We start from the raw sequence: 22717 nt of genomic DNA on the forward strand, positions 1-22717 counted from the left end.
AATTCCTAGATGATTAACCGGAAAAAAAACAGTCTATAGCGTGTTTAAGATTGTCAAAAGAGTAACGCGCTGATTTTTCTATATATGGTAGAAAATAGTTAAAAAAGTGCCTTATATGGTGGAAAGTCAAGTCTATACTTCACTCTGATGCCACGTATAATCGACCCATTTGAGCGCTATATTCACCCCGTTGTGAAGGAGTTTTGCGACATGAGCACTGCTGCTAAGGCTATGAAGACCTCTAACGATGTCCCGATGCAGGCCCCCTCGCGGGAGATCTGGGATGCCAAGTACCGCCTCAAGGATCGTCATAGCCAGCCCGTCGACCAAGATGTCGGTGCTACGTTTGAGCGTGTTGCACGCGCCCTTGCAGCGGTGGAAGGAGACAAGGCAGAAGAGTGGTTGCCGAAATTTCGCTGGGCGCTGGAGCATGGCGCTATTCCTGCCGGTCGCATTCTCTCTAATGCGGGCGCAGAGGCTTACAAGCCAGCGGTAAGCCTGATCAACTGCACCGTCTCGCGCACCATTCGCGACTCCATGCGCGATATTCTCGACTCCGTCGTGGATGCGGGTATGACGCTAAAATCAGGGGCGGGTATCGGCTACGACTTCTCGACACTACGCTACAAAGGCGCGTTTGTGTTTGGTGCTGGCGCAGGCACCAATGGCCCGCTGGCGTTTATGGATATCTACGACAAGATGTGTTTCACCGTGGCTTCTGCCGGTGGCCGTCGTGGCGCCCAGATGGGTACCTTCGATGTAGGCCACCCGGATGTGCGCGAATTTATCCAGGCGAAGCGCGAAGCGGGGCGCTTGCGTCAGTTTAATCTGTCGCTGCTGATCACTGATGAGTTTATGGAAGCGGTCAAAAACAATACTGATTGGCCGCTCGCCTTCCCGCTGCACCCCGGTGAAAAAGAGGACGTTAAAGCGGAAGACCTGCTCTATCGCGACTGGCCGGTAGTGGAAGAGGGCTACACGGTGGATGCCGAAGGCCGCGTCGCCTGCCGTATTGTAGAAGTGATCAAAGCGCGCGAATTATGGGACACCATCATGTCCTCCACCTATGACTACGCCGAGCCAGGTTTCATCCTGATCGACCAAGTCAACCGCATGAACAATAACTGGTTCTGTGAGGATATCCGCGCCACCAACCCCTGTGGCGAGCAGCCGCTGCCGCCAGAGGGTGCCTGCCTGCTGGGCTCCGTCAATCTGACCAAGTTCGTGATCGATCCCTTCGGCGCCGAACCGCGCTTTGACTGGGAGCGTTACCGTAAGGTCGTCGCCATCTTTACCCGCATGCTCGATAACGTGGTCGAGATTGCCGGCCTGCCGCTGCCCCAGCAGCAGCGTGAAATCGAAGCCAAGCGCCGCCACGGCATGGGCTTTTTGGGCCTGGGGTCGACGCTTACTATGCTCAAAATCCCTTATGGCTCGAAGCAGTCACTGGTATTCACCGATGAAGTGAGCCGTCACTTGGCGATTGAGGGCTGGAAGCAGGCGCTGGAACTCTCTAAAGAGAAAGGCATGGCGCCGGTGCTTGAGCAGGAGCACACCATTACCCCCAAGATGCTGCGCGAGCGCCCACAACTGGCCAAAGATGGTTATGAAGTGGGCGATCAAGTACCGGGGCGTATTCTGCATGCCCGTTACAGCCAGTACATGGCCCAAGTGGCCGAGCTTGAGCCCGAACTGGTCGCACAGCTGGCCGAGCACGGCGCGCGCTTTACCCACCACAGCTCGATCGCGCCGACCGGCACGATCAGCCTGTCGATGGGGAACAACGCCTCCAACGGTATCGAGCCCTCCTTCTCGCACCGCTATTTCCGCAATATTATCCAATCGGGCAAGAAGACCAAAGAGCAGGTCGAAGTTGTCTCCTTTGAGCTCGCCGCTTACCGTCACTTTATTGCCGCTGATGCGGTGGATAGCGACCTGCCTGACTATTTCGTTACCGCCGATGCGATCTCACCCGAGCAGCACGTCGCCGTTCAGGCCGCCGCCCAGCACTGGGTGGATTCAGCGATCTCGAAAACGGTTAATGTGCCTACTGAGTTCCCGTTTGAGCAGTTCCAGAACCTCTATTTGCAGGCCTATGAAAGCCGCTTAAAAGGCTGCACCACTTTCCGCTTTAACCCTGAGGCCTTCCAGGGCGTGCTGGTGCGTGAGGATGATCTTAAAAACACCACCTATGTATTTGAGCTGGAAAATGGCGAAACCCTCGAACTGACCGGGGATGAAAAGGTGGTTTACGACGGCGAAGAACATAACGCTGCCAACCTGTTTGATGGCTTAAAAGAGGGCACCTACGGCAAATGGTAGCGGCGGGGGCTGCGCCCTTGCTAGCAGCGTCCATGTAAAGAACCGCCCGATTACCTTTGCTAAGTGGAGAACACCATGGCTGTAGAAATTACCTCAAAAATCGTTGGTTACCGCATCAAGCAGCAGGAGCAGGCCGCGCCCGTTCCTGAGCTACAGGATGAAAGCCCGCTGACGGTGCGGATTCCGTCACGCCCGGAAGGCACCCTAGAAGCCGTATCAGAGAAGATTTCGTACGTGGGCGCGGAAGGTCGCAAGAAAGTCTATCTGCTGGTGTCGTTTATGCCGGTGGAAGGCGTGATTGGCGGCAAACGCGTGGTGATTGAGCGTCCGGTAGAGTTCTTTTTCCCGTCGGGCCAGCTCTCCAGCGAGCACCAGTGGATCACCGCCACCATGCGCAGCCTCTCGCTGGCGGCCCGCGGTGGATACGTCACCCAGGCAGTGGCGGATTTGCGCAAAGTGGCGTGGGACAAAGGCCTGGTGCGCTGCGGTATGAACCGCTGGAACAAGCCGATGTTTCACGATTCAGAGGTCGCTGCGATTGCTTGGTCGATACAGCAGATTCTTTATCGTCGCGGTTTCCTGGACCGGGATGGCAATCAAGTACCGGCTGAACAGCTGGTTGAGCGCTATGCCCACCGCATGACCCATGGCCATGCTTGGCAGCCGGATGAAGAAGCGGGCGATGCGCCCGTTGAAGCGGGTGCGGTAGAGCCGATCGGTGAAAAGGCTACTGCGGAAAAAAAGCCTGAAGGCAGTGGCCCTGCCACAGTGGGTAACTGTCCTGAGTGCCGCGGCGAGCTCATCATGATGGATGGTTGCCCAACCTGCTATGCGGGGTGTGGCTGGTCCAAGTGCGGTTAATGTCGCCACAGCGGCTGACGGCGTGACAACACTACCGCGTGCTTTATAGCACGCGGTTTTTTTATGCTGATCGCCTAACTTATGCTGAATGACATAACTTATGCAGTATCACCTAACAGGGGGCGGACGTTGTCGGTGAGATAACAGTCATCAAATTGGCCTTCGGCGCATAACGCCGCTAAGTCCGGAATGGTGAGGTGATGACGATCACGGAATACCAACTCGCTTTCACTGAGTGCGGTAAACGTTCGGCTCACGTGAACGGGGCTAAGGCCAAGTACATCGGCCAACTGTTCCTGAGAGAGAGGCAGGCGAAACTGATTGCTAATATCGGGATTAGTTTGGCGTAGCCGCAAATACATCTCGTAGAGAAAATGCGCCATTTTCTGGCGGGCACTGCGTCTTGCCAGGGTGACCAGCCGCTCTGTCATCAGCGCCTGTTGGCGACTACCAATAGCAAACATCACCGATGTAAGGGGGAGCGACTGACGGAAAATATCCAGCATACGTTTATGCGGGAAGTGGCAAACCACACCATCATCAATCATGCGCACATTCTCTAGGCGCTCGGAGAAGGCAAACTCGCGCAGACCAATAATGTCACCCGGCAAAAACACCTCCAGAATCTGCCGATCACCATTTTCTAAGTGGCGGTAGGAGAAGGCCCAGCCACTTTTTAGCGTGCAGAACTCATTGGCCGCATCGCCCATTTCCCATAGGATCGTGCCAGATTTTATAGTGCTTGGACTCTCTTCAAGCGAGAGGAGTAATTTTTTTTCCTCCTCCTTCAACGAGCAATAGTGACTGAAGTGCTTGATAATACAGCTTTTTTCTTCGTTCATGGCCTATCCCTCTAAGAGAGGTTTACTTAATATAACTAACTATTAGCTGCTCGTCGCAATACACAATAAGGCGGCTTACTGCGTTGTTCAATACATAGGGCAGTGGGCTCCTTTACTCAGGGGCGCGCGTGCGCGCCCAACTCCGAAAAAAGACCTAAAGGTTATCGCTTGGTTGCTCGTTTGCCACGCGCTAGTAGCGGCGCTAAGAAATGCCCGGTATGCGAGACTTTCTGTTTTGCGAGCTGCTCCGGCGTGCCTTCAGCGATAATCTGACCGCCACCTGAGCCCCCTTCGGGGCCGAGATCGACAATCCAATCGGCCGTTTTGATCACATCAAGATTGTGCTCAATCACTACGATAGTGTTGCCATGATCGCGCAGGCGGTGGAGCACCGTCAGCAATTGGCGAATATCTTCAAAATGCAGGCCTGTGGTTGGCTCATCGAGAATATACAGCGTTTTGCCGGTATCACGCTTGGCTAACTCACGGGCGAGTTTCACCCGCTGCGCTTCGCCGCCCGACAGGGTGGTAGCGCTTTGCCCCAGGCGGATGTAGGAAAGCCCCACGTCGAGCAAGGTTTGCAAGCGACGGGCAATAGCGGGCACCGGGCTGAAGAATTCCAGCGCGTCTTCCACGGTCATGGTCAGCACTTCGTGGATCGTTTTGCCTTTGTAATGAATATCCAGCGTTTCACGGTTATAGCGCTTGCCTTTACAGACGTCGCAGGGCACATAGATATCGGGTAGAAAGTGCATCTCCACCTTGATCATGCCTTCCCCCTGGCACGCCTCGCAGCGCCCGCCTTTCACGTTAAAGCTGAAACGGCCGGGCTTGTAGCCCCGCGAACGCGCTTCCTGGGTGCCCGCAAATAGCTCGCGGATCGGTGTGAAAATACCGGTATAGGTAGCCGGGTTGGAGCGCGGCGTACGCCCAATCGGGCTTTGATCAATATCGATCACTTTATCGAGTTGATCGAGCCCTTCGATTTTTTCATAAGGCGCGGCGGTCAGCGTGGTCGCGCGGTTTAGCTCGCGAGCCGCAATCGGCATTAGCGTGCCGTTAATCAACGTCGATTTACCCGAGCCCGAAACGCCGGTAATAGCGATAAACAGCCCCAACGGCAACGTTAGCGTCACGTCCTGCAGGTTATTGCCGGTGGCGCCGCGTAGCACTAATTGCTTTTCTGGATTGCCGGGAATGCGGTAGGGCGGTACGGCGATTTCCCGTGTGCCGGAAAGATACTGGCCGGTCAGCGAGTTGGCATTATCCATTATGTCCTGGGGCGTGCCCTGGGCGACGATTTCACCACCGTGGACACCTGCACCGGGGCCGATATCCAGCACGTGGTCGGCGGCACGAATAGCATCTTCATCGTGCTCTACCACAATCACGGTATTGCCCAAATCGCGCAGCCGCTCAAGGGTTTTCAACAGCCGGTCATTATCGCGCTGGTGCAAGCCAATCGACGGCTCATCAAGAATGTACATGACCCCGACTAAGCCTGCGCCTATCTGGCTGGCCAGACGGATACGCTGGGCCTCGCCGCCAGAAAGCGTGTCGGCGCTGCGCTCCAGATTAAGGTAATCCAGCCCCACATTGACCAAAAACTCTAGCCGAGCGTGAATTTCATGAACAATTTTATCGGCAATTTCACCTTTACGGCCGGGTAGTGTTAGATCAGCAAAGTAGCGCCACGCCTCGCCAATCGGGAAACGGACGATGTCGGCGATATTGTGGTCATCCACATAAACATGGCGCGACTCTTTGCGCAGCCGCGAGCCATTACAGGTGGCGCAGGGCTGTACCGCGATGTATTTGACCAGGTCATCGCGCACCATGTTGGATTCGGTTTCCCGATAGCGGCGCTGCATATTAGGCAGCACGCCCTCAAAGGCGTGTTCACGGGTCACTTTGCGGCCGCGGTCGCCCACGTAGACAAACGGAATCTGCTCGTCGCCGCTGCCGTTTAAGATAACCTCCCGCTCATGGCGGGCAAGCTCTTGCCAAGGTGTTTCCAACTCAAAGCGGTAGTGCTTGGCCAGCGCCTGGAGCTGGGTAAAGTAGTAAATATTGCGTCGATCCCAGCCTTTGATGACGCCTTCGGCAAGCGAAAGCTCTGGGTGGCTGATCAGCTTGTCCGGGTCGAAGTACTGCTGAACGCCCAGCCCATCGCAGGTGGGGCAGGCGCCCGCCGGGTTGTTGAACGAAAACATGCGTGGCTCAAGTTCTGCCAGCGAGTAGCCACATACCGGGCAGGCAAAGCGCGACGAAAAGGCAATATCGTCGCGCTCACCGTCCATAAAGTGAATCATGGCGGTGCCGTCAGCGAGGTTTAGCGCCGTTTCGAACGACTCTGCCAGGCGCTGGGCGAGATCATCGCGTACCTTGAAGCGGTCAACCACCACGCTGATGTCGTGTTTTTTGCGCTTATCCAGCGGTGCAATGTCGTCTAGTTCCAGCACTTGGCCGTCGATTAAAGCGCGCACGAAACCCTGGGCGCGCAGCTCGGCTAATAGCTGTAGGTGCTCGCCTTTGCGACCTTTGACCACCGGCGCTAACAGCATCAGCTTGGTGCCTTCGGCGAGATTCATCACCTGATCGACCATCTGTGAGATCGTCTGGGCTTCAAGGTCTTCGCCGTGCTCGGGGCAGCGGGGCGTGCCTGCGCGGGCGAACAGCAGGCGCAGATAGTCGTAAATTTCGGTGATGGTGCCCACGGTCGAGCGTGGGTTGTGGGAGGTGGACTTCTGCTCAATAGAGATCGCAGGTGACAGCCCTTCGATGTGATCTACATCGGGCTTTTCCATCATCGACAGGAACTGGCGCGCATAAGTGGAGAGCGATTCCACGTAGCGGCGCTGCCCCTCAGCGTAAAGGGTATCGAAGGCTAAAGACGATTTACCCGAGCCGGAGAGGCCGGTAATCACAATCAGCTTGTTACGGGGCAGTTCCACATCGATCTGCTTGAGGTTGTGGGTGCGGGCACCCCTGACCAGAATGCTGTCCATCAACACCTCGAATCGCGCGGCAAAAGCGTGATTATACGTTTGTCTGACCCCTCCCGGCAAAACCGCTTTAATAACCTGCGTCAACTCGCGACGTTTCCAGCGACCGCCCAAACCGCTAGAATAGGGGTTTATCGCAAGCCGTTACGCTTACTCACCACATGCTTATCCACCAGATAGTTATTTTTCATCACACACAAGGGCATTATGCGCAAGGTTTCCGCACTGTTGCTGGCCTCTGAACGTCGTGCGATCAGTGGTTTGGCCGGGCTCTATGCATCGCGCATGCTGGGCCTATTTATGGTGCTGCCCGTGCTGGCGCTCTATGCCGATACGCTGGCGGGGGCGACGCCTCTGTTGGTGGGCGTCGCACTGGGCATCTATGGGTTGACCCAGGCGACGCTGCAAATCCCGTTTGGCCTACTCTCTGATCGCATTGGCCGCAAGCGAGTGATTGCCATGGGGCTGGTGATTTTTGCACTTGGCAGCGTAGTCGCAGCGCTCTCCGATAGCATTGCTGGCGTAATCGCCGGGCGAGCGTTGCAGGGCGGCGGCGCCGTGGCTGCGGCGATTATGGCGCTGCTGGCGGATCAAACCCGTGAGGAAATTCGCACCGCCGCGATGGCCACCATTGGGCTTTCGATTGGTGTGTCGTTTGCCATCGCCATGGTGTTGGGGCCATGGCTCGCCGCCTGGGCGGGGCTGGCTGGCGTGTTCTGGTTTACCGCGCTACTAACGCTGGTAGGGTTGCTGGTCCTGTGGCGCTGGGTGCCAGCCGCGCCACGGCGGCGGCGTCACCGTGATGTAGGCATGGATCGCCAGCAGTTTAAAAGCGTGATCACCCGCCCCGATCTATGGCGGCTGGATTTATCGATTTTTGCTCTGCATCTAGTGCTGATGGCGATATTTGTGGCGGTCCCGTTTCGCTTGCTAAATGCTGGCGTGGCGATTGAGTATCACGGGCTGGCATATCTTGGCATTATGGCGCTATCGTTTGTGGCCATGGTGCCGCTGATTATTGTGGCCGAGAAGCAACAGCGCATGCGCTTGATGTGCCTGGGGGCGATCGGCGCTATTGTGATTAGCTTAGCGGGGCTGGGGTTGCCACTATCGCCAGGCTATTGGCTATTTGTCTGGCTGTTTGTGTTCTTCACGGGCTTTAACTTGCTGGAAGCGACGCTACCTTCCATGCTCAGTAAGCTGGCCCCGGCGGGCGCGAAAGGGACTGCCATGGGTGTGTATTCCACCAGTCAATTTTTAGGCGCTTTTTTAGGCGGTACACTAGGCGGTTTACTGGCGCATTATGGCGGCCTCAACGCGGTCTTTATTGGCTGTGCTGTGCTTGCGCTATGCTGGTGGATCGCCATGTGGCGGATGCCTTCACCGCCACCGCTCTCCAGCGAAGTGGTGGCGCTGCACGAAACCCAGGCAGACGCGCTCGACCTGTTGATGGAACATTTAGCCGATGTGGTCGGCGTAGAAGACGTCATGGTGGTGCCGGAAGAGCGTTTGGTCTATTTAAAGGTGAATCGTCAGCAGCTTGATCAGGCAGCGTTAACTCGGCTGATGGCGCCACCCAAATCTTAATCCAGCCCGGCCGGTAAAAAGCGTGACGGCGGTTGGCAGTAAACTCTACATGACATCTATTAAAGGAGCGCCTTATGGCTCGCGGCATTAACAAGGTCATCTTGATTGGCAACCTCGGGCAGGATCCAGAGGTGCGTTTCACTCCAAGCGGTACCGCCGTGGCGAATTTGAACCTGGCGACCACCGATACCTGGATGGATCGCCAGAGCGGCCAGCGCCAGGAGCGTACCGAATGGCACCGCGTGGTAATGTTCAATAAAACCGCCGAAATTGCCCAGCAGTACCTGAAAAAAGGCTCCAAAGTCTATATTGAAGGGCGCCTGCAAACTCGTAAGTGGCAGGATCAAAACGGCCAGGATCGCTATTCGACAGAGATTGTCGCCAACGATATGCAAATGCTTGATGGTCGCAGTGGTGACTTCCAAGGTGGAGGCGCCGGGCAAAACAGCTATCCCCAGAACGCTCCTCAGAATGCGCCCCAAAACGCGCCGGCCCCCAATAACCAAGGCGGCGGTTATCCGCAGCAGGGCGGTGCTCCTCAGGGCGGAAACTACCCAGACGGGCAGAGCCCACAGCAGCCTCGCCCCGCACAGCCAGCGCCCCAGCAGGGCAACCAAGCACCGCCGCCCAACCAGCAGAACAGCAGCTACGGTGCGCCGGACCCGGGTAACTTCGACGACTTTGACGATGAGATACCGTTTTAAGTGCACTATTCACCCAATAGTGTAGAGCTGAGCGTGAGTAAGGGGAAAGCGTCTTGAAATTGCTAATATTGGATGCCGGACACTGCTTAAGCTTGGCACTGGCCCGGGAAGCAAGCCGTCGCGCTGATACAGAATTAGTCATTGAGCAAGGGACAACCATCACGCCGTCGCGCCTTGCCGCGATTGCGCCTGACGCCGTGGTTATTCCACCGTTGGCACATCCCTTAAATATGGCGCCAGCGGAGGTCACTGCTCATGCTGATGCAGTCGATATCTGCTTAGATGCTTGCCTATCTGAAAATGTAGCGTTGGTATGGTGTGTGTCTGATCAGCTCTACGAGGATGGCCTGGAAGTCCCTATTGATGAGCATGTAGTGCCTGCACCACGAGACGACAGCCTGCGCCGCCTGGTACAAACCGGAGACCGTATACGGGCGGAGTATCAGCGGCATCTGATTGTGCGTCTAGGCCCGCTGTTTGCTTTGGAAGGCAGTCATGCGTGGCTCAATGACATCATCGGTAACTTAGTACTCGGGAAGCCAGTGCGGGCAGCAGAAGACGTGATCTTTTGCCCGACATCGGCGGATGCCGTCGCCATGGCGCTGATTGGTATGTTACAGCAGCAGGCCAGCGGAGCGGGTGCGTGGGGCGCCTATCATCTCGCTGGCACCGAGCCAGTCAGCGCCTTTACCTTTACCTCCATGGTGCGGACCCAGCTGTTAACCCATCTTGAAGGCCGCGGTGAGCAGATTACTCTCGGTGAGGTGCAGCCGCTTAAACACCATCATGATGCCAAGCTTCGGCGCGTCTTAAATTGTCGCCGTGTGTTGGATGTCTTTGGTGTCCATCAAAAGCCATGGCGGTTAGAGGCTGGGCGTATGTTGGATGCGTGGTGTTTAATCCGTGAGAATAATCGTGTCAGCGATACAGGAGCATCGGCTTGATAAATGTGGTTCGCAGCCTGGTATTTTATGCTGGCTATTTTTTTGCCATGCTGATGATTGGCATTCTGTTTTTACCCATTGCGCCGTTTCTTCCGCTCTCTGGCCGCTACCGCTTACTCAATCTGTATAACTACTTTTTGATGGTGTGGTTTCGTATCGCCTGTGGCGTCCGCTATGACATTCAAGGGCGTGAAAATCTACCCAGCGGCCCCTGTGTGATTCAAGCCAATCACCAGTGTGAGTGGGAAACGGTGTTTCTGCAGGTGATGAAGCCGCCCGTATGTACCGTACTGAAACGTGAGTTACTGCGTCTACCGATCTTTGGTTGGGGGTTGCGTTTGCTCCGCCCGATCAGCTTGGACCGCTCTAAACCGGCGCGGGCGATGAAGCAAGTGCTTACACAAGGCGTAGAACGTCTCGGTACCGGCATGTCTGTGTTGATCTTTCCGGAAGGAACGCGAGTAGATCCGGGTATCCGTAAACGCTATAACAAAAGTGGCAGCGTGGTGGCGTGCCGTGCGGGAGTACCGGTCTTGCCGGTGGCTCATAATGCTGGCGAGCGCTGGCCGGGGCGCCACTGGGTTAAGCGGCCAGGCGTACTGCGTGTGCGCATTGGTAAGCCTATTGAAACGGCGGGGCGAATGCCGGATGAGGTGCTAGCTGACGTCGAAGTGTGGATTGAAGCGCAGCTACAGGAAATTTCAGACGTGCCGCGGCCTACTACATCTAGCTCACGTTAAAGCGCTGTGCGCTTTGGTATACACCGGCTGGTGCAATATTTTATATCTTAAACGACAATGGCGCCCGCTGGGCGCCATTGTCGTTGTTATCGTGCCTGAATCTGCCCTGCGTTAGTCGTTAAAGCGCTGGAAGACTAAACACGCATTTGTGCCACCAAAGCCGAAGCTATTAGACAAGGCACGCTCTATTGTCACGTTATCTCGACGTTTGGTGACAATATCAAAGCCGTCGGCCTGCTCATCCAGGTTGGCGATATTCGCCGATGCAGCGACAAAGTTATGTTGCATCATCAGCAGCGAATAGATCGCTTCCTGTACCCCCGTAGCGCCAAGGGAGTGACCGGTCAGCGATTTGGTTGAGCTCATCGCGGGCGTCGTATTACCAAACACTTCACGTATTGCTTTTAGCTCGGCCACATCGCCCACCGGGGTAGAGGTACCGTGAGTATTAATGTAATCGATCTTACCCTCTACGGTAGCCATTGCCTGATGCATGCAGCGCATAGCACCTTCGCCTGAAGGCGCTACCATATCGTGGCCGTCAGAGGTGGCGCCGTAGCCAACTAACTCGCCGTAGATCTTGGCACCACGCGCTTTAGCGTGCTCAAGCTCTTCCAACACCAGCATGCCGCCACCGCCTGCAATCACGAAACCGTCGCGGGCGTTGTCGTAAGGGCGCGAAGCTTGCTCTGGCGTATCGTTATAGTGCGTTGAGAGCGCGCCCATGGCATCAAACAGGCAGGAGAGCGTCCAGTGCTCCTCTTCACCGCCACCTGCAAACACTACATCCTGCTTGTTAAGCTGAATCTGCTCCATCGCGCTACCAATACAGTGCGCTGAGGTAGCACAGGCAGAGGAGATAGAGTAATTCACGCCCTTAATTTTAAAGGGGGTCGCCAAACAGGCGGAAACAGTGCTGCCCATTGTCCGCGTCACGCGATAAGGGCCAACGCGACGCAGGCCTTTCTCACGCAGTACGTCGGCAGCTTCAACTTGGTTAGCGCTTGAAGCACCGCCGGAGCCAGCAATAAGCCCTGTTCTCTCATTGGAGACTTGCTCCTCAGAGAGCCCCGCGTCTTCAATGGCCTGGGCCATTGAAACATAGGCGTAGGCAGCTGCATCGCCCATAAAGCGGCGCAGTTTGCGGTCGATGAGTGCGTCAAGATCAATATTGACGCTGCCAGCCACATGGCTACGGAAGCCACGCTCGGCGTACTCTTCCTTAAAACGAATACCGCTACGCCCAGTTTTGAGCGCGTCCAGGACCTGTCGTTGGTCGTTGCCAAGGCAAGATACAATGCCAAGGCCGGTGACTACCACTCGTCGCATGGGAGCCTCCTGTTCAGAAATTCGCAGTGGAGGTGAATAGGCCAACGCGCAGATCATTAGCCTGATAAATGTCGCGTCCGTCGACGGATACTGTTCCGTCGGCGATACCCAAGATGAGTCGTCGGGTAATAATACGCTTAATATTAATACTATAGGTCACTTTTTGTGCATCCGGCAGGATCTGCCCGCTGAACTTGACCTCACCACAGCCGAGTGCACGTCCGCGCCCCGGGTGGCCTAACCAGCCCAAATAGAAGCCGACTAGCTGCCACATGGCATCTAGACCTAAACACCCAGGCATAACGGGGTCTCCAGGAAAGTGGCAGTCAAAGAACCACAAGTTAGAGCTGATATCCAGCTCAGCGATCAGTTCGCCCTTGCCATGCTCTCCGCCTTCTTCATGAATGTGCTTAATGCGATCAAGCATCAGCATATTAGGCGCTGGGAGCTGTGCATTACCGGGGCCGAATAGCTCGCCGCGTGAGCAGGCCAGCAGTTCTTCGCGATCAAAGGAGTGTTGCTTGGTCACTGAATCGTTCCGAATATCAAAAAGGTTGTTGGGCTAGTCTACTTCCCGAAACCGCTGAATGCACGTAACTGACTATTTATCGCTTATATCTGAAGATTTTAGCGGTTTGGTCGATAGCACGATAGTAGAAGACTTTATTCAAAAGCTGTCGTTCATGCACAATAAATGTCGCTTTGCCGTAATATAGAGTATCCAAGTTTTTGATTAGGCGGCATGATCAACATGGCACCTAGCGCTAAATTTTTTATCTAGATTAATTTGTATAGGGTATAGCGAATCGCCATGTGGCTTCCTGTTTCTCTCAATCGTCCGTTAGTTTGGGTCGCGCTGACGGCGCTCCCCGCCTGTGTTTGGATATCCGATGCGACGCTGCGCCTAGTGGCCGCGACGTTGGTTATGTTAGGGCTATGGGATGCCTGGAACCAAGTGCGTCAGCAACGGCTACGGCTGCGTCTGTCCCAAGATACGTTAGGGCTCACTAGCGATGCCATGGTGATTACCGATGCACAAAATCGCGTCATCGTGGTTAATCCCGCCTTCACCGAAGTGACCGGTTACTCGAGCCAAGAGATTCAGGGGCTGAAACTGGAGACGCTGGCAGCGCCACGGCACGATAAAAACTTTTATCAAACGTTTTGGAGCACGCTGAAAAGTACCGGCCGCTGGGAAGGTGAAATGTGGAGCCGCCGTAAGCACGGCGATGAGTATCCTGAGTGGTTAAAAGTACGCGCCGTGACCGACAAACGCGGCAACATTACCCATTTTATTAATCTGTTTACCGATATTTCGGCACAAAAAGCCCGCGAGCGTGATTTGCGGCGTATCGGCTATGAAGATCCGCTCACAGGGCTACCCAATCGTCGTCGCCTTCACGATCTGCTGGCTTCCCGGCTGCGCCATCTGCGCGCTGGAGAGAGCTTGGATATGGCGCTGGTCGATATTGATGGGCTGAAATCCGTCAATGATAGTCTGGGGGTGGAACAGGGCGACCGTTTGTTGGCGCGCTTTGGTCAACGTTTAACCAGCTATGTGGCGGGCAGTATTGTGGGTCGCTTGGGCGGCGACGAGTTTATGGTGATCCGCACCACCACTTTTGACGATCATGACCAATGGGTCGCCACCCTGCGTGAGCATATGAGTCGGCCATTTGAAATTAATGACCAATCGCTGCGCTTAGGACTGTCGATCGGTAGTTGCCGAGTGCCCGAGGATGGTGACGACTCAGGCGTGCTCTTCCAGCGCTTAGAGTCGGCGCTTTACAGCGCTAAACGGCTGGGGCGTAACTTAAGCCAGCGCTTTCGCCCGGCGCTGGATAAGCAGGATAATCCTCAACTGGCGCTGGTCAGTGATTTACGCGCTGCGCTTATTTCCGGTGACCAGTTGGAACTGCATTATCAAACCCAGCATGAGCCTGCTAGCGGCGAGCTGGTGGGTATGGAGGCACTGCTGCGCTGGCGCCATCCCAAGGATGGTATGATTTCCCCTGGCGACTTTATTCCGTTGGCCGAGCGGCACGGTTTAATGAGCCAGCTGGGTACCTGGGTGATCGAAAAAGCCTGCGCCCAACAGGCGCACTGGCGTAATAGCGCCATGCCAAAAATGACGATATGGGTCAATATTTCGGCCCTGCAGCTCTTTCAAGGCGACCTGGAAAGTCAGTTGACGACTTGCCTAAAGCGTTATCAGTTGAAACCATCGCAAATTGGTTTAGAGCTGACCGAATCGGTGCTGCTTGACGAACGCGCTGGCGATATGGGACCACGCCTTCAGGCGCTGCGCGACCAAGGCTTTGCGATTGCCATCGATGACTTTGGGACAGGCTATTCGTCGCTCGGTTATTTGAAGCGCTTGCCGGTAGACAAAATTAAACTCGATCGGGCGTTCATTAAGGAGTTGCCACATGATCAAGCGGATGCCTCAATCGTGAAGACGGTCTTAGCGATGGCGGAAGGCATGGGGCTAGGAGTGATTGCAGAAGGCGTTGAAACCAAAGAGCAGTGTCAGTTTTTGGTGGATGCCGGATGTACGTCCGTACAAGGTTTCTACTTTGCCAGACCGCTACCCGCTGCGGAATTGGAAAAGCGTTTGCTGCCTGAGCCAGCCACTGCCTCTGCTGCTTCTTAACGCTTATAAAAACGGCTAATGCCTACACACAGTGACGCCCATATCAGCGCCTGGGCTGGCAGCAGCCAAGGGGCAAGCGTCACCTCCGCGAGTAGCGCGCCGCCGTAATACGAGAGCGGGCCGCTAACAGCGCCACACAGCGCGGCTAGTAGCGGATAACGCCACAGCCACGCCAGCGAGTGATAGACCAGCGTGGCAAACAGCGGCCAGAGCATCCATAGCCAAAGGGGTAATAACCCCAGCACCAGTGCCTGATCGTTAAAATCAAAGCCTCCCAGCAGGTTTAAGCCGCCATCGACCATCAAGCCGAGCAGTGCAAATCCCGCGATAAACCGCCACTCTCCCGGCAGCGCGCAGCGCCATAGATGCCAAGCTAGCAAGCCTCCGCCCGCAAGCGCGGCAACGCCTGAACCTCCTACTACGCATAACAGCCAGCCAGCTTCAAAACGCAGGGCATTGAACAGCAGTGCATGCCATCGGCGTGATGCCATTTAGAGAGCGCCGGTGAGCGGTATGGGCTTCGCCGCTGGTTTAGCCAACAGCAGATGGCAGGTACCGATAGAGCGCTCGATGAAGCCGCCTTCGCAGTAGCATAAGTAGTAGCGCCACATGCGGATAAAGCGCTCGTCGTACCCCAGCGTGCGTACCTGCTCCAGGCTGGCTTCAAAGCGGTGGCGCCACTCACGCAGAGTGCGGGCATAGTGCGGGCCTATTTCATCCAACGCGACCACGTTCAGCGACGTTTTGCGCATTACGCTGCTTAACATGGCATGGTGCGAGGGTAGAAAACCGCCGGGGAAAATGTAGCGCTTGATAAAATCCATGTCGCGTTTAGCGTCTTCAAAGCGCTGGTCGCGGATGGTGATGGCTTGCAGCATGGCCTGCCCATCGTCGGTTAACAGGCTATCCAGCTTGTTGAGGTAGGTATCGAGATACTGGTGCCCCACGGCCTCGATCATCTCGACCGAAATAAGCCGGTCGTAACGGCCGGTTAATTCGCGGTAATCCTGTTTGAGTAGGGTAATTCTGTCTTCCAGCCCCTCTTCCTTAATCCGTTGAGCAGTATGAGCGTGCTGTTCATCGGAAATGGTCGTAGTGGTGACATGGCAGCCGCGGGTTTTCGCCGCGTGAATCGCCAGACCACCCCAACCAGTGCCAATTTCTAACAGGTGATGCTCTGGCCGGACATCAAGCTTTTCAAGCATCAAATCCAGTTTGTAGGTTGAGGCCTCTTCCAGAGTAGCTTCCGGGTAGGGGAAAACGGCGCTGGAGTACATCCAGTGGTGGCGATCCAAAAACGTCGAAAATAGGTCGTTACCAATATCATAGTGGGCTGCAATGTTGCGCTTAGAGCCGCTTAGGCTGTTGCGCTGAAAACGGTAGGCGGCACCCAATAACCAACGGGCAATGCGGGCACTGCCGTTCTCCATTTTGGTATTAACCTGTTCCAGGTTGGCGGCAAACAGGCGGACTAGGGCGACCAAGTCGTCGGCGTCCCAATCACCGTCCATATAAGACTCGGCAGCGCCAACGGTGCCGCCGAAGGCCAGCCGCTTCCAGGCGCGCGAGTGGCGGATTACCACGGTTACCTGCAGCGGTCCTCCCTGGCCTAAGTGGTGGCACTGGTCACCTTCAATGAGGGTAATACGACCACCGCGAAAGGTATCCAGTTGGGCCACTAGGCGCGGCTTCAGCCACTTGGTTAAGCGGTCTTGGGCAACAGGTTGAATATTTGGCGGCGTAGAACGCAGGGTCGTCACTTTGAAGTCTCCTTGCGCTGCTTGGGGTGGTTATAAACAGGGATGCGCTTAAGCCACAGCCGAAGCGCTTCAAAATGAATACCCGCAATGGTTTTCAGGCTCATCCATGGTTGGCGAGCCAAGGTTGTTAGCAATACACCGCGGGTGGCGGGTGAGGCCTCAAGGGTTAATGTGGCATCAAAATGGCACTGCTGTTCCCGCCAGTTCTCCATATGCAAAAAGAGCGTTTCGCCGGGGGCGTTAAATTTCCACCGATAGGTCATATCCATGGGGTTGAAAGGCGAAACGTGGAGGTCTTTGTCGAAACGGGCCTGGTGGCTGTGACGTGAAGGGTCCACCGCGCTGGCGTAACGGGTACGCTCACGCCAAGGCATATTGGTGACTTCGCTCAATACGGCTGCCAATCTACCCAAATGGTCGTAGGCGTAGTAAACGGAGATAGGATTAAACATGCAGCCCAGCGTGCGCAGTTGGGTGAGCACACAAATCCGCCCCGTGGGGGCGCTGCCTAATTGACGAACGAGCTCTTCGCGCACGGCGGTTTTTAGCGGGCGATCCACCGGGCCTAGATAATCTTCCCGCCGAAAACGCGCCAAGGCAGGCCTGCGGGCGCTGAAGCCGGGCACCTTGTCGAACAGATCGGGCAGCTCGTCCAGATCCAACCACGCCATCCATACCTGGTAACTGAATGCGTGGGGCTTGGGCGTGAAGCGGCGGTGGCGCAGGGTGCCACGATAGATACGCGAACGCGGAGCGGCAATCATCCGAGACCCTCAACACCTTGCGGTGTCAGCAGCTCATGAGCAGGTAGCGCCAGCGGTTCCGCGGGAGGCGGGGCAGCTTCGTCACAGCCCAGGGCCTGGGCGACGCGCAGGGCGCTCCACACCCCGTCTTCGTGGAAACCGTTGCGCCAATAGGCACCGCAAAAATGCGTACGCTGCGCTGTCGACGATATCTCAGCGTGGCGCGCCTGCGCCGCCTGGCCAGCCAAGGTAAACTGCGGGTGCGCGTAGGTATAACGTCCCAGTACTTTATCGGTATCAATGCTGGCGCTGTCGTTCAGGGTCACGCAAAACGTAGTGTCACTGTCTATCCGCTGAAGAATATTCATGTCGTAAGTGACCGATACCCGTGCTTCGCTATCGCGCTGATCCAGCCGGTAGTTCCAGCTCGCCCAGGCACGTTTGCGCCGCGGTAGCAGGGAGGTGTCGGTATGCAGCACCACCTCGTTATCCTGATACGGCATGGCGCCGAGCACTGCTTTCTCGTCTGCACTGGCGTCACCCAGCATCGCCAAGGCTTGGTCGGCGTGGCAGGCGAGCACCACTTGGTCAAAGTGTTGGCTGCCAGCGGGAGTGGTAATCGTAACGCCAGCACGCTCTCCAGAGCGTTCGCGGGTAATCTTGGTTACCGGCGTATTGAGGTGAATGCGCGACGCGTAGGGGGCTGTTAGGTTAGGGATATAGCTTTTCGAACCGCCCATCAGGGTGTACCACTTGGGGCGGTGATTAACCGATAACAGGCCGTGATTGCGGAAAAAACGCACAAAAAATGCCACCGGAAAGGCGCGTAAATCGCTGATGCTGGCCGACCAAATGGCGGCTCCCATGGGCAGTAAGTAACGCTGCTGGAAATCGCGGTTGTAGTGGTGGCGATCCAGGTATTCCCCTAGGGTCATCTGTTCGGGGAGCTCGTTGCGATCAAGCGCTTTAGTGGCCTGCTTGTTAAAACGTAGGATATCGCGCAGCAGGCGATAAAAAGAGGGGTTAAATAAATTGCGTCGTTGGGCAAACATCGATCCTAACGTGTGCCCGTTGTACTCAAAGTCCCTTGCCGTTTCATGCACCGAGAAACTCATCTCAGTGGCTTGTGAGGCAACGCCCAGGGTTGCCATCAAGCGCTGAAAGTGCGGATAGGTCCAGTCGTTAAAGACAATAAAGCCGGTGTCGATCGCATACGTTTGCCCTTTTACGTCCACGTCCATCGTGGCGGTATGGCCCCCAAGCCGCGAATCCGCCTCGAACAGCGTGACTTCATGCTGAGCGGAAAGGTACCAGCCAGCGGCCATGCCGCTGATACCGCTGCCGACAATGGCAATACGCTGAGATGCCCCAGCACTATTTGATACCACGGTACTCATGACGATTCCTTTTGGGCGCGGGTCATGCGCAGGCCTATCTGACGGCGCAAGGCAGGAGGCAAAATGCCCAGCAATTTGACCAGATAGGTGAACCGGCGTGGAAAATGGATATCCAGTCGACCCTTTACCAGGCCTGCGATAATGGCATCGGCCGCTTGCTCGGCGGTGACCTGCATGGGCATCGGGAAGTCGTTTCGCTCGGTGAGTGGCGTTTTCACAAAGCCGGGGTGGATAAGGCTGACATCAATGCCTTCCTGATCGAGATCCAAGCGCAGCGATTCCAGGAAGTAGCTGACGGCGGCTTTAGAAGCGCCATAGGCTTCTGCGCGGGGTAGCGGTAAATAGGCCGAGGCGCTGGAGGTGGCCGCTAGTCGGGCGGGCAGACCCTGCTGCCGTGCTGCCCGCAGCAGCGGCAGAGCGGCTTCGACGCCGTACAAAGTGCCAAATAAGTTAGGCTTAAAAACGCGCTCGACTAAATCCATATCGAACTGTTGAGCGTTCAGGTATTCGCAAGTACCAGCATTGAATAACGCTAAATCTAATGCCCCCAGGCGCTCGGCAATGGTCTCGCCAGCGTTAAGCACGGCTTGGCGGTCACTAACATCTAGCGGGAGCGGATGGGCATTGGGGTGGCCTTGGCACAGCGCTTCAAGTGACTCCGCGTTGCGGGCACTGAGTACCACCTGGTGGCCTTGGGCGATGAATTTACGGGCAAGCGCTTCACCAATGCCGGACGTGGCACCGGTTAACCAAATACGTTGGGGCGTTTCCCATGTACTCATTAAGCCTCCTCGTGCGCCCCGCCGTGATGTTACTGCTTAGGCAAGGCGTTTTTTTAACCAGCGAATGGCGCTTCCCATCAGCGGTAAATGTTCGTAAAGCATGGCGCCAGCATCAAAATAATCGCGATGACGCTCAACGCGCCCATCGGTGGCAAAGGTGAGTGCGCTACAGCCTTCGACCTTGACAGCTCGGCCACCTGCCAATCGGGGATGCATAAACGTCATGGTCCAGGTAACAAACGCTTGTTGTCCCTGTAACTGCCGAGTGTGGTAAGTAAAGTGGCAGTGCTCGACATTTTCATACATGGCTGAAAAATAACGCGCTAACGCTTCGCGACCTTCAAGATGGTGCAGCGGGTCACTAAAAATTATATTTTCAGTATATACCTCGTATAGCTTTTCTGTACAGGTATTGTCCAGTTTTTTGAAAAAGGCGCAGAACGCCTCCAGCGCCGCAGGCTCAGCCATGACGGTCTCCTTGATTAGCTTTATAACTATAATGGCTTAAGGAAGCGGGGACAGAAGCGATTATTTAGTGAGTGATTTAAACGCGTCCAGCGCACGTTGACGTGCCGCTTTGTGATCAACGATCGGCGCTGGGTACTGCACACCGGTGAGTAGGTCTTGAGGCGGCGCATGGCGCGCTTTGGCGGGAAGGTCAGCAAGCTCAGGCAGCCAGTGGGCAATAAACTCACCGTCAGCATCAAAACGGGTGGATTGGGTGGTGGGGTTAAAAATGCGGAAGTAGGGTGCGGCATCGGTACCCGTCGAGGCCGCCCACTGCCAACCGCCGTTGTTGGCGCAGAATTCACCATCCACCAAGTGGCGCATAAAAAAGGTTTCACCGCGTCGCCAGTCAATTAGGAGATGTTTGCTTAAAAACATCGCCGTGATCATGCGCAGCCGGTTATGCATCCAGCCCGTGGCGACTAGTTGACGCATGGCGGCATCCACAATGGGGTATCCCGTGCGCCCTTCGCACCAGGCTTGAAAGCCTTCATCATCGTCGCGCCACTGCAACTGCTTGGTGTGTGCCTGGAAGGGTTGATAGCGGCACACCTCGGGAAACCCCACCGCGACATGCTGATAAAATTCGCGCCAGATCAGTTCATTAACCCAGGTCGTCAGGCCAATATCGCCATCGCCAAGATGACCGCCATTCTCGGTCATTACGGCTTGCAAGCACTGGCGATGGGAGATCATGCCTAATGCCAGATAGGGCGAGAGTTCGCTGGTACCACGTACCTTGGGCAGGTCGCGCTGGTCTTTATAGTGGCGGCCACGAAAGCGCAGGAAACGCGCCAAGTTATCCGCCGCGGGCCGTTCACCGGCAGGCCACAGGCGCTCTTCAATCGGTGTGCTGTCAAGGGCCGGTAGCGCAGGCAGCGGATCACTTTTAATATCCAGTGCTGTTTGCACCGGTGGTGACTCGCGCAGCGCTAACTGGTCGACGGTGACCTGCTTGCGCCACGCTTTGGAAAAGGGGGTAAAAACACCGTAAAAGTCGCCTTTGCCGGTTAACAGGCTGCCAGGGGAAAATGCCACGGCATCGTGATAACCATGGGCGGTCCTCTCAGTTTTTTTAAAGGCATCTTGTACGGCTTGGTCGCGGCGACGCTCATTGAGGGCGTACTCGCAGTTGAAGTGCAACTGCTCAACATCATGTTCCCGAGCGATCTCAAGCAGTACGTCTGGCGCTTGGTTATAGTGGTCAATATCGCGATGAAGAAGCGGAATATTCAATCCGTTAAGGGCTGTTTTAACGGCGGCAACGCCGCGCGCCCAAAAGTCCAGCTTGTTGGCACCGTGCCCGTGCTCTTGCCACTGGGGAATACTGCGCAAAAAAACCGCGATGACAGGCCCTTTGGCCGCTGCGGCAGCCAGGGCACTGTTGTCATCAATACGCAAGTCGCTGCGCAGCCAAACCAATTGACGTTTCATAGGCTTTTCTGTCATAGGGGCTCCTGCGGCACAAAAAAATGGCCGGTCGCCAGAGGGCGAACGGCCAGGGTAAGAGCGTGTTGGTTACAGTACGCCTGACTCGCGTAAGAGAGGACGCAAGCGAGCAATCGCCTGGGGCAGGTCATCGCCTAGCATGTGAACCGGGCTATCGCGCAGATCGGCTTCGCGCAGGCGCGCCACTTCACCACACACGCCGATGGGCACATTAAGCGTCTCGGCGGCTTTAGGCAGCGCTTGGCGAATATAGCTGTCACTTTCGCGCTGGCCGCTAGACAGCAGAACCATCGACGAGTGTAGCCGCGCGACTGCCTGAGGGAGATCCTCCAGTGGCAGCGAGTGGTCAAGCATCTGTACTCGGTAGCCTTGCTCGCTGGCCATCAATGCCGACATCAACACCCAGAGCGGGCCAGGGTCATCGGGCATGGCATTGAGCAAAATCAGCGGGCCCCGGGTAGCCTGGTTAGCATAATGTAAGCGGATGCCCACTTGGCTGCGCAAAAATGCTTCCAAGGTGCGGCGTACTAACTGATCTGCCTGAATGGCCCATTTCGCCTCTAAGCTTAAAACAACCGGCTGCCAAAGCTCGTTAATGGCAATACTCAGCGGATAGAGCGCTAAGCTCTGGTAATAAAAAGCCTCTAGCTTGGGCAGGTCTAACGCTTCGATGATGGCTTGCAGCTGCAGGCGTTGGCTAGCCCAATCGCCGGCATCAGGGGTAGGCGTCTCAATTGTTTCTGGCTGGTCAAGCAAGTCGGCGACTTGACTGACCGGCACACCACGATTGAGCCACTGCAAGATACGTTCGATGCGTGTGATGTCGTCTTGAGCGTAAAGGCGATGCCCTTTGGGGGTGCGCTGGGGGCGAATTAGCCCGTAGCGTCGTTCCCAAGCGCGAAGGGTGACCGAGTTTACGCCCGTCAAGCGAGACACTTCGCGTATCGGATAGAGCGGCGTATCGGGGGGATGGGTCGCCTTAAGACTCATGTGCGCCAGTACCTCTTCGTTAACTGCAATCTAGTGAACCGCAAGCTAGTTAACTGCAGCGCCGCGCTGTAAGGGCCGGACATTATTCGCCGCGGCGAAGGT

The 22717-nt window shown here is 55.9% G+C and carries 19 protein-coding genes; 7 read left to right on the forward strand and 12 right to left on the reverse strand.

What is annotated here, in order from left to right:
- Positions 1 to 210: 210 nt before the first annotated feature.
- Positions 211 to 2322 (forward strand): adenosylcobalamin-dependent ribonucleoside-diphosphate reductase, encoded by a 2112-nt coding sequence (locus Q3Y66_RS00385; RefSeq protein WP_008959213.1) that lies wholly within the window; start codon positions 211 to 213, stop codon positions 2320 to 2322.
- 75 nt (positions 2323 to 2397) lie between these two features.
- Positions 2398 to 3183 (forward strand): hypothetical protein, encoded by a 786-nt coding sequence (locus Q3Y66_RS00390; protein ID WP_008959212.1) that lies wholly within the window; start codon positions 2398 to 2400, stop codon positions 3181 to 3183.
- Positions 3184 to 3281: 98 nt separating this feature from the next.
- On the opposite strand, the gene Q3Y66_RS00395 is transcribed toward Q3Y66_RS00390, so the two are convergent.
- Both Q3Y66_RS00395 and uvrA read right to left on the reverse strand, forming a co-directional pair.
- Entirely contained in the window at positions 3282 to 4025 is a 744-nt protein-coding gene (locus tag Q3Y66_RS00395) for a Crp/Fnr family transcriptional regulator (protein ID WP_008959211.1), read from the reverse strand.
- Positions 4026 to 4186: 161 nt separating this feature from the next.
- The gene (uvrA, locus tag Q3Y66_RS00400) at positions 4187 to 7033 is read right to left on the reverse strand and encodes an excinuclease ABC subunit UvrA (protein ID WP_008959210.1); all 2847 of its coding nucleotides are present in this window, start codon (positions 7031 to 7033) and stop codon (positions 4187 to 4189) included.
- A gap of 204 nt (positions 7034 to 7237) precedes the next feature.
- Between uvrA and Q3Y66_RS00405 the strand changes: the two genes are divergently transcribed.
- The 4 genes from Q3Y66_RS00405 to Q3Y66_RS00420 all read left to right on the forward strand — a co-directional run bounded on the left by Q3Y66_RS00405 (position 7238) and on the right by Q3Y66_RS00420 (position 11005).
- Positions 7238 to 8617, forward strand: a complete 1380-nt coding sequence (locus Q3Y66_RS00405) for an MFS transporter (RefSeq protein WP_008959209.1) — start codon at positions 7238 to 7240, stop codon at positions 8615 to 8617.
- A gap of 74 nt (positions 8618 to 8691) precedes the next feature.
- Entirely contained in the window at positions 8692 to 9321 is a 630-nt protein-coding gene (ssb, locus tag Q3Y66_RS00410; protein ID WP_008959208.1) for a single-stranded DNA-binding protein, read from the forward strand.
- A gap of 53 nt (positions 9322 to 9374) precedes the next feature.
- The gene (locus Q3Y66_RS00415) at positions 9375 to 10265 is read left to right on the forward strand and encodes a sugar nucleotide-binding protein (RefSeq protein ID WP_008959207.1); all 891 of its coding nucleotides are present in this window, start codon (positions 9375 to 9377) and stop codon (positions 10263 to 10265) included.
- Entirely contained in the window at positions 10262 to 11005 is a 744-nt protein-coding gene (locus Q3Y66_RS00420) for a 1-acyl-sn-glycerol-3-phosphate acyltransferase (RefSeq protein ID WP_008959206.1), read from the forward strand. Before Q3Y66_RS00415 ends, Q3Y66_RS00420 begins: the two co-directional genes overlap by 4 nt.
- Before the next feature lie 111 nt (positions 11006 to 11116).
- On the opposite strand, the gene fabB is transcribed toward Q3Y66_RS00420, so the two are convergent.
- Positions 11117 to 12334 (reverse strand): beta-ketoacyl-ACP synthase I, encoded by a 1218-nt coding sequence (gene fabB / locus Q3Y66_RS00425; RefSeq protein WP_008959205.1) that lies wholly within the window; start codon positions 12332 to 12334, stop codon positions 11117 to 11119.
- Between the two features lie 13 nt (positions 12335 to 12347).
- Positions 12348 to 12863, reverse strand: coding sequence for a 3-hydroxyacyl-[acyl-carrier-protein] dehydratase FabA (fabA, locus tag Q3Y66_RS00430; protein ID WP_008959204.1), 516 nt, complete (start codon positions 12861 to 12863; stop codon positions 12348 to 12350).
- Positions 12864 to 13145: 282 nt separating this feature from the next.
- Between fabA and Q3Y66_RS00435 the strand changes: the two genes are divergently transcribed.
- Positions 13146 to 14987 (forward strand): bifunctional diguanylate cyclase/phosphodiesterase, encoded by a 1842-nt coding sequence (locus Q3Y66_RS00435; protein ID WP_008959203.1) that lies wholly within the window; start codon positions 13146 to 13148, stop codon positions 14985 to 14987.
- Here the strand turns inward: Q3Y66_RS00435 and Q3Y66_RS00440 are convergent.
- From Q3Y66_RS00440 to Q3Y66_RS00475, 8 genes are all read right to left on the reverse strand, one after another.
- Positions 14984 to 15478: a DUF2878 family protein gene (locus Q3Y66_RS00440; protein WP_008959202.1), complete on the reverse strand. Its 495-nt coding sequence runs from the start codon at positions 15476 to 15478 to the stop codon at positions 14984 to 14986. The two genes, Q3Y66_RS00435 and Q3Y66_RS00440, sit on opposite strands and share 4 nt — an antisense overlap.
- Complete coding sequence (locus tag Q3Y66_RS00445; RefSeq protein ID WP_008959201.1) at positions 15479 to 16747, reverse strand: cyclopropane-fatty-acyl-phospholipid synthase family protein; 1269 nt, start codon at positions 16745 to 16747, stop codon at positions 15479 to 15481.
- Positions 16744 to 17511, reverse strand: coding sequence for a DUF1365 domain-containing protein (locus tag Q3Y66_RS00450; protein WP_008959200.1), 768 nt, complete (start codon positions 17509 to 17511; stop codon positions 16744 to 16746). Before Q3Y66_RS00450 ends, Q3Y66_RS00445 begins: the two co-directional genes overlap by 4 nt.
- Positions 17508 to 18887, reverse strand: coding sequence for an NAD(P)/FAD-dependent oxidoreductase (locus tag Q3Y66_RS00455; RefSeq protein WP_008959199.1), 1380 nt, complete (start codon positions 18885 to 18887; stop codon positions 17508 to 17510). Before Q3Y66_RS00455 ends, Q3Y66_RS00450 begins: the two co-directional genes overlap by 4 nt.
- Positions 18884 to 19669, reverse strand: a complete 786-nt coding sequence (locus tag Q3Y66_RS00460; RefSeq protein WP_008959198.1) for an SDR family oxidoreductase — start codon at positions 19667 to 19669, stop codon at positions 18884 to 18886. Before Q3Y66_RS00460 ends, Q3Y66_RS00455 begins: the two co-directional genes overlap by 4 nt.
- Positions 19670 to 19705: 36 nt before the next feature.
- Positions 19706 to 20137 (reverse strand): nuclear transport factor 2 family protein, encoded by a 432-nt coding sequence (locus Q3Y66_RS00465; RefSeq protein WP_008959197.1) that lies wholly within the window; start codon positions 20135 to 20137, stop codon positions 19706 to 19708.
- A 60-nt stretch (positions 20138 to 20197) separates the two neighbouring features.
- Entirely contained in the window at positions 20198 to 21610 is a 1413-nt protein-coding gene (phrB, locus tag Q3Y66_RS00470; RefSeq protein ID WP_035587250.1) for a deoxyribodipyrimidine photo-lyase, read from the reverse strand.
- Between the two features lie 84 nt (positions 21611 to 21694).
- A complete protein-coding gene (locus Q3Y66_RS00475) occupies positions 21695 to 22615 on the reverse strand; it encodes a MerR family transcriptional regulator (protein ID WP_008959195.1) in 921 nt (306 codons plus the stop codon).
- Positions 22616 to 22717 lie beyond the last annotated feature (102 nt).

The organism is Halomonas sp. HAL1 (genome assembly GCF_030544485.1).
Classification (GTDB): domain Bacteria; phylum Pseudomonadota; class Gammaproteobacteria; order Pseudomonadales; family Halomonadaceae; genus Vreelandella; species Vreelandella arctica.